The 6,813-nt window shown below is 58.8% G+C and carries 8 protein-coding genes; 2 read left to right on the top strand and 6 right to left on the bottom strand.

The genetic code is table 11. The annotated features are described in order from the left end of the window. Positions 1–71: 71 nt before the first annotated feature. Positions 72–959: a site-specific DNA-methyltransferase gene (locus Q0349_RS11885; RefSeq protein ID WP_298081212.1), complete on the bottom strand. Its 888-nt coding sequence runs from the start codon at positions 957–959 to the stop codon at positions 72–74. Positions 960–1,008: 49 nt separating this feature from the next. After that, on the bottom strand, positions 1,009–1,371 hold the full coding sequence (locus Q0349_RS11880; protein ID WP_298081210.1) for a hypothetical protein: 363 nt from the start codon (positions 1,369–1,371) through the stop codon (positions 1,009–1,011). Positions 1,372–1,427: 56 nt separating this feature from the next. Here Q0349_RS11880 and Q0349_RS11875 point away from each other — a divergent pair, with 56 nt between their 5' ends. Further along, complete coding sequence (locus Q0349_RS11875; protein ID WP_298081209.1) at positions 1,428–1,625, top strand: type II toxin-antitoxin system HicA family toxin; 198 nt, start codon at positions 1,428–1,430, stop codon at positions 1,623–1,625. Positions 1,626–1,635: 10 nt separating this feature from the next. Next, the gene (locus Q0349_RS11870) at positions 1,636–2,031 is read left to right on the top strand and encodes a type II toxin-antitoxin system HicB family antitoxin (protein ID WP_298081208.1); all 396 of its coding nucleotides are present in this window, start codon (positions 1,636–1,638) and stop codon (positions 2,029–2,031) included. A 47-nt stretch (positions 2,032–2,078) separates the two neighbouring features. Here the strand turns inward: Q0349_RS11870 and Q0349_RS11865 are convergent, their stop codons facing one another. The 4 genes from Q0349_RS11865 to topA form a co-directional block, all read right to left on the bottom strand. Continuing rightward, positions 2,079–3,005 carry a hypothetical protein gene (locus tag Q0349_RS11865; protein WP_298081207.1) on the bottom strand — a complete coding sequence of 309 codons (927 nt, stop codon included), beginning with the start codon at positions 3,003–3,005 and terminating at the stop codon, positions 2,079–2,081. A 10-nt stretch (positions 3,006–3,015) separates the two neighbouring features. Beyond that, complete coding sequence (locus Q0349_RS11860; RefSeq protein WP_298081205.1) at positions 3,016–3,846, bottom strand: hypothetical protein; 831 nt, start codon at positions 3,844–3,846, stop codon at positions 3,016–3,018. Between the two features lie 507 nt (positions 3,847–4,353). Further along, complete coding sequence (locus tag Q0349_RS11855; RefSeq protein WP_298081204.1) at positions 4,354–4,665, bottom strand: hypothetical protein; 312 nt, start codon at positions 4,663–4,665, stop codon at positions 4,354–4,356. 13 nt (positions 4,666–4,678) lie between these two features. After that, the coding region (gene topA, locus Q0349_RS11850; protein WP_298081203.1) for a type I DNA topoisomerase at positions 4,679–6,813 on the bottom strand (2,135 nt) is incomplete at its 5' end.

Raw genomic sequence — 6,813 nt, 5'->3', positions numbered from 1 at the left:
CCCAGATGCCGCTGTGCCGCATCAAACAGGTCGGGTGTGTACGGGTCGTTGGGGTCTTTCATCCAACGTTCCTACATCGCCAATCCCGGCTGTACCGTGCGCGCCGCATGCAAATCGGCATATCGTTCGTCCAACTCAATGCTGAGCCAGCGACGCCCCAGTCGAGTTGCTTCTGCCGCCACGGTACCGCTGCCACCGAACGGATCAAGGACGCAATCGCCGGGACGGCTACCAGCAAGGATGCAGGGCGTGACCAGTCCCGGTGGGAACGGAGCGATGTGGCCATGCCGGCTGGGAATATTGGCAATACTCCAGACGCTGCGCCGGTTACGCAGTGCGGTTGACCGGGTATGCGGACGGTCACGGCGATGCTGGCTGTCGTGGTGCCCAGGAACACGCAGCGTGGTGTTCTTGCCCTGTGCGCGGGTGAAGCTCGCCCGGCTATCAGCATCCGCTTGGCCATAGATGCGCGACGGCTCACGAATGGCTTCGTGATTGAAGTAGTAGCGCTCGTGTTTGCTAAGGAGGAATAGGTACTCGTGCGCGCGCGTGCAGCGGTCGGTTACCGATTCTGGCAGCGGGTTGCTTTTGTGCCAAATGATGTCCTGGCGGAGAAACCAGCCATCGTCTTGCAAGGCCAACGCCAGGCGCCACGGGATACCCATCAGGTTTTTCGGCGGCAGGCCGCCCCTGTTGAAGCCCGTACTGTAGCTGTCGCCCAAGTTGAGCCAGAGCGTACCGTCGTCGGCCAGCAGGTCGTGTACCAGGCGGAACACCTGTAGCAGTGCCGCCAGGTAATCCTGCATCGTCTGCTCCAGACCGATTTGTCCCGGCAGGCCGTAGTCGCGCAGGCCATAGTAGGGCGGCGAGGTGATGCAGGTCTGCACCCGTACCCCGGCGGCAATGAGGCGTGGCAGGACGAGGCGGCAGTCGCCGCTGATGACACGGTCAGCCTGCATATCCGGTTCCCGGTGTTGGCACGCCGCTGTCAATCCGGTTTAATTCCGATCAGTCGCAACCGGACGAGCCGGAATCCGAATCGCAGGAGCTGCTGCTACTTCCGCCATCCGCCGCTGCATGATGATGGAACGCGGATGAAGTGGTGCCGTCATCCTGATGCGCCGCGCGTGTGGTTGTGGCAGATGATGTCTGCACGACGCGGGGCATGGTGGTTTCGTTTTCCTGCTGCATTTGCGCAAAGAGCTTCTCCGCCCTGCCGCTGTCGTGCTCCGGGATGGCCTCCCGTGCAGGGGATTCTGTCGTTGCATCATTCGCCGCCGCATTTTTGCGGGAAAACAGCAGGTCGTAAAGCCAGCCGAGGAAACCGTCGGACGGCGTGCTGCCGGATTTTTTCGTTTTGTTGTGGTACATGAACTTCCTCCGTATCAGTCTGGAAAAGTGTGTATCTGGTGTGCATAATTCGCGCCATGAACAGCAAAGAAATCATCCGGCGGCTGTTGCAGGAAGGCTGGGTACGCGACGGCGGCCAGGGCAGCCATCAGCGCTTCGTCCATCCCGACCGTCCCGGTCATGTCACCGTCCCGCATCCGCGCAAAGACTTCCCCTACGGCACGCTGAAAGCCATTTTTGCCCAGGCCGGTTGGGGCAAGCCACCGGCAAAATAAGGAGAGCATCATGTTATACCCTGCATTTGTTGAACTCGGCGACGAGACCCATGCCTACGGCGTGGTATTGCCTGATTTTCCCGGCTGCTTTTCTGCCGCCGATGAGGCAAAAGACCTGCCTGCGATGGTGCAGGAGGCGGTAGAGGTGCATCTGCAAGGCATGGATGGTGCACTGCCCCAGCCGTCTCGCATCGAAGATTTGCGCCATCTGCCCGACTACGATTACGACGGGGTGTGGATGCTGTTTGACATTGACGAGTCGCGTATTTCCAGCCGCGCCCGGCGCTTCAACGCGACCCTGCCGGAAAACCTGCTGGCTGCCATTGATGATTACGTCGCCAAACACGGCGGCAGCCGCAGCGGTTTCCTTGCCGAAGCGGCACGGGCGAAGCTGAAAACTGTTTGACGCCGCCGGACGCCGTACTGGCGGTGCTTTTGGGGTACGTCGATGGTTCATGCGGTTTCTTCCCCTTGCCGCCGCCGGTAACGCAATACCCCACTGCTTTCACCGTCTTTGCTGTCCTGCTGCTCCAGTTGGAATATTTCGGCAAATACCTGTAGCAGTCCATCCTTTTCCCGTTCGTCTCTGATGCAGGCTTCCCACGCCTGCGGGTTGTCGCGGCATTTTTCCCAGGCATTGTTACCGTTGAGATGCAGGTAGAGGCGACGCTCGCACAGGTCGCCGAAAAAGAGCAGGCAGGCTTCACCCGGCACACCCGGCCAGGGTACGGCATGGATGCCTTGCACCCCGCCGGGCTGCTGGCAGAGGCGGTAAACAAACTCCGGCAGGCATTGCCGTGATGCCGGACCGAGGTGCCAGACGTCATCATCAAGATTGGGCAGCGTGACGGTGTGCATGACGGCAGCGAAGGTACCGGGAAAGGTGGTATTACCGCCGCATAGCCGCTGCCAGTCATCCAGTACCGGTTGCAGGGCGGTGCGGGTCAATGCCGCCACGTCTTCGCGCCTGGCGTCAACATCGCGCACTGCTGGCGGCAGCGGGTAATTTTTGAGCAACAGCAGTTCCGCGCCCCGGTGCACTTCAATCTCCAGCCGGTCTCCGTCATCTTCGGCGGCACGGTAGCACCAGCTGAGCACCATGCCGCGCTGCGCATCATGCAGCCCGTCGTCGCCGAGTTGTTCGCGGATGGTCGCGTGAATGACCGCACAGCGCCGGGCAAACTCGCGCGCGTTGGCGTAAGCGGTGTCAACTTCCGGGTCGTCCGCCGGGTTGAAGGACTGTATTTCTACTTCCATCAGCGCCGTTGCCAGCACTTTCCCCTGCCAGTACAGCTCAACGGCAATCTCCGGCGTGCGCCGCCCGTAGCTGGCGAATACGGTGTAGCCCTGTGGCAATTCAGTATTCAGCGGGTTATACATGGCGTGTCTCCTATGCAGCCGCGCTGCCCGGACTGTCCTCAAAGCGTAGCTGCAACAACAGATCTACGACGTGCTCACCCTCCGGCGGCAGATGAACCGCAGGCTGGCAGATGATGCCCCGGTTACGCGGTTGCTCAAGGTATGCCACTGCCCGATCCCGGTTTTCTGCCGCAATGTTGAACAGGGTCGCCATATGGCACAGACTGCGGACAATATCGCTGATGCCAATCGGGGTTTTCACCCCGTTGCGATATTGTCCGGCAGTCAGCAGGTTGATGGCGGCGGTAATGTGGCTGACAGGCAGTTCGTCATCCGCCGCATGCTGCCTGCCGTCGCGCACCAGCAGTTCTGCCATTTCATCGCTGCGGTATTCCTGCGCCGGATCGGCGAGAACGATGCGCAGCGCTGGCCAAACATTCCGGTCAAAGGATGCGGTAACGAAAGCCTCATCCCGCCAGTCGCAGCCTGCTTCCGGTTCGTCCAGCAATGTGGCGCGATAGCAGGGCGTTTCATCAGTCAGCAGCGCCGCCAGCTGCACACCGTGCGTTTTGCGACGCAGCAACCAGGATGCAACCACTTCACGGCAAAAAGCGGATAGTTCTGTAATCCGCCACAGACAGACACCCGGCGGATAGTCGGCCTCGCCGTTCACACCGGGAATGCCCAACTGGTCGAGATGCAGACTTTTCTGCCACAGTTTGTTGTCAGCAAAAGCCACCTGCCACAGCGCGGCGTAGTGCTCCATCAGGCTGTTTTCCGGCAGCAGCAGCGCGATGTTGTCGGCGCGGATGTTGTTGCCGGTCGCAAGATGGCAGTGCTCAAAATTCAGGGTGTGGCTCATGCGTTTTCTCCTTCGATGTTGCTTGTGGGGTGGGGGTAAATCGTGCCGTTTGCGCCTTGAATATTTTAGAGTTTATAGAATTAAAAAGAACAAGATCACTACTGTTGTTAACCACAGAAGGGGATATAGCGCTGCAATATCAGATTTATGTATAATACCCATGGAGTCGCATATATTTATCAAAATTACATTTGTAATTAATAAAGCGATACAGATAATCAGACAAATAATTGCATTTTTTACATTTCCTTCATAGATGTTTCCTTTACAAAATAATGCAGAAAAAATTGCCGCCACAGACAGCAAGCTAAACATTAATATCATAAATAGTGCCATTTTTATCTCTCTTTTTACTGTAATTGCTTAAGATTGAACACTTGCACTTGCCACCATACGTTGCAGTCCGTATTTGAGCGATCCCGGGATGGCAGCGGTAATAGTGGATTTATTGTCTTTCCATGTATTCATGGGTTTCTCCGGCTGTGCCAGGATGATTCGTTTTAACCTTCAGCCAGGCTCGCCAATAGAGAGATGATCCTGACCTGTTATAATTCCGTCTCTTATTATCAGTATGGAAACAAAATTTTCACCGGGCTCCTGTCGACTACTTTCACTCCAAAAAGAATAATAACCATCTTGTACAAAATCCAATTTTTTCAAATGACCGTTACGGAAGGATTCCGCTATATCCAGCATCAATGATTTTGCCTTTTTTATGGCAGTTTCCCGATCATTGACGACATAAACCGGGAATACATCACCTGCGATATGGCCATGCTGAACAAGATACTGAATATGTGGTTTGTCGGAAGTTTCCATGTCTTTCCCGTTCTCAAAATGAAGATTGCGCATGCGATTGCGGCACGCCGTGGGCATCGTTCTCGCAGTGCTTGCAGGCCGGATAATTCGAGCAGCCCCAAAAGACGCCGCGCGAGCCGCTGCGCTTTTGCAGCCAGCCCTTGCCGCAGACGGTGCAGGGCCAGGTTTTGTCGATGGCCTTGCGCTTGCCGGCGGCAGTTTTGTTGCCTGATGCAGCTTTGCCGCCTGAGGCAGGCCGCGCGGTTGTACCGCCTGAAACAGCAGCCGCTTGCGTCCCGCCGGTTGCCGCCGGGGGACGTTCGCCCCATGCGCCCGGTTTGCCGCCGTCATCCGGGGCGCTGTGCGTGCAGGCGGGGTAGCGGTCGCAGCCCCACCAGAAGGTGTTTTCCTTTTTGCCGGGACGGCGTTGCAAGAATCCCTCACCACAGGCGGGACAGGGATGGTCATGGCTTTTCTCCACCCGCTTGCCCGGTTTGCCGCGCGCGTCCGGCAGCGTCGTCTGGCAGGGATTCGGCTCGCGCTGGTAGTTGGAGCAACCCCAGAAGAAGCCGTTTTTGCCTTTGAGGCGGCGCAAACGCCCGTCTTCGCAGTTGGGACAGGGGAAGGTTTCTGCCGCCCCGGCGAGCGGCTGAACCGAGGTGTCGGCGGCGAATACCGCCAGTTGCGCGTCGAGTGCCTGGTCGTAGTGTGCGACCACCGCACGGTAGCCCGCCTTGCCGTGGGCAATGTCGTCGAGGTGGTCTTCCATGCCACGGGTGTAGGCAATCTCCAGAAAATCGAAACGGCCGCGCAGCGCCTGAACCAGCGCGGTGCCGAGTTCAGTCGGCACAAACTGCCGTTTGACCACTTCCACGTAGCCGCGCTGCTGGATCGTGCCGATGATGCTGGCATAGGTCGAGGGTCGGCCGATGCCTTCGCGCTCCAACGCGCGGATGAGCGCAGGCTCGCTGTAGCGCGCGGGTGGTTTGGTTTCGAGGTCGAGGATTTTGCCGTCCTCTGGCACGTACTGCGCGCCGACGGTCAGCTTCGGCAACGGGTTTGCCGCCTCTGCTTCGTCTTCGCTGGTGTAATCATCGTCAGCGACGCGCATCCAGCCGTCATAAATACGCAGGCTGCCGCTCGCCTTGAATACTGCCTTCGGCGGCGGTGCAGTATTGCCCGGCGGCAAGCCTTGCAAGGCGGCGACCGGCGCCAGGGTTTCTAATTGCGCCGTGCGCACCTGAAACTGCGCATCTTTCATCTGGCAGGCGAGTGCACGCCGCCAAATCAACTTGTAGAGCGCGTCCTGCTGCGCGTTGCCTGACTGCGGGTCATAGGTATGAAAATCCGTCGGGCGAATCGCCTCGTGCGCCTCCTGCGCGCCGTCCTTCGCCTTCCAGGTATTCGCTTTCTCCGGGATGTACTGTGCCTGCCCTTTGGCACGCAAATAGTCCCAGACCATCTGCACACCCTCTTGCGAGAGATTGGGATTGTCGGTGCGGTGGTAGGTGATGAGTCCCGCCTCAAACAAGGCTTGTGCGAGCTTCATCGTCGTCTCTACCCCGATTTTGAGGCGGTTTGCCGCCGCCTGTTGCAGGGTTGATGTGGTGAACGGCGGCGGCGCCTTGCGCGCCTGCGTTTTTTCTTCAAAGGCGGTGACTATCAATCCGGGACGCGTTGCTTCCAGTACCGCGACGGCAATGTCGCGGTTGGTGATGTAAGGGTGGTCATCCGTGACCAGCGGACGGCTGTCCCACTGCGCCGACCATGACGCAGCGCCGGTGTCGCCAGGGAGTTCGACGGCGACGCCAAAGTGTTTGGTTTTGGTGAAGGCACGGATCGCCTCCTCGCGCTCCACCACTAACCGCAAGGCAGGCGACTGCACCCGTCCGGCGGAGATGCCACGCTGACCGAGCTTGTTCCCGGCAAGCGGTGAGACCTTATAGCCGTAGAGACGGTCGAGCACGCGCCGTGCCTCCTGCGCGGCAAACAGCTTGGTATCCACCTGACGCGGCTGGCGGATGGCCTGTGCGACGGCGCTCTGCGTAATCTCGTTGAAGGTGACGCGACGGCAGGTCTTGCCGTAGCCGATGACCTGCTGCAAATGCCAGGCGATGGCCTCGCCCTCACGGTCAGGGTCGGTCGCCAGCCAAATCTCATCGGCATCAC

The sequence above is a fragment of the uncultured Cardiobacterium sp. genome, from assembly GCF_938028185.1.
GTDB lineage: Bacteria > Pseudomonadota > Gammaproteobacteria > Cardiobacteriales > Cardiobacteriaceae > Cardiobacterium.
The sequence above is the reverse complement of the archived record's forward strand: the minus strand, read 5'-3'. Positions and strand labels throughout refer to the sequence as shown.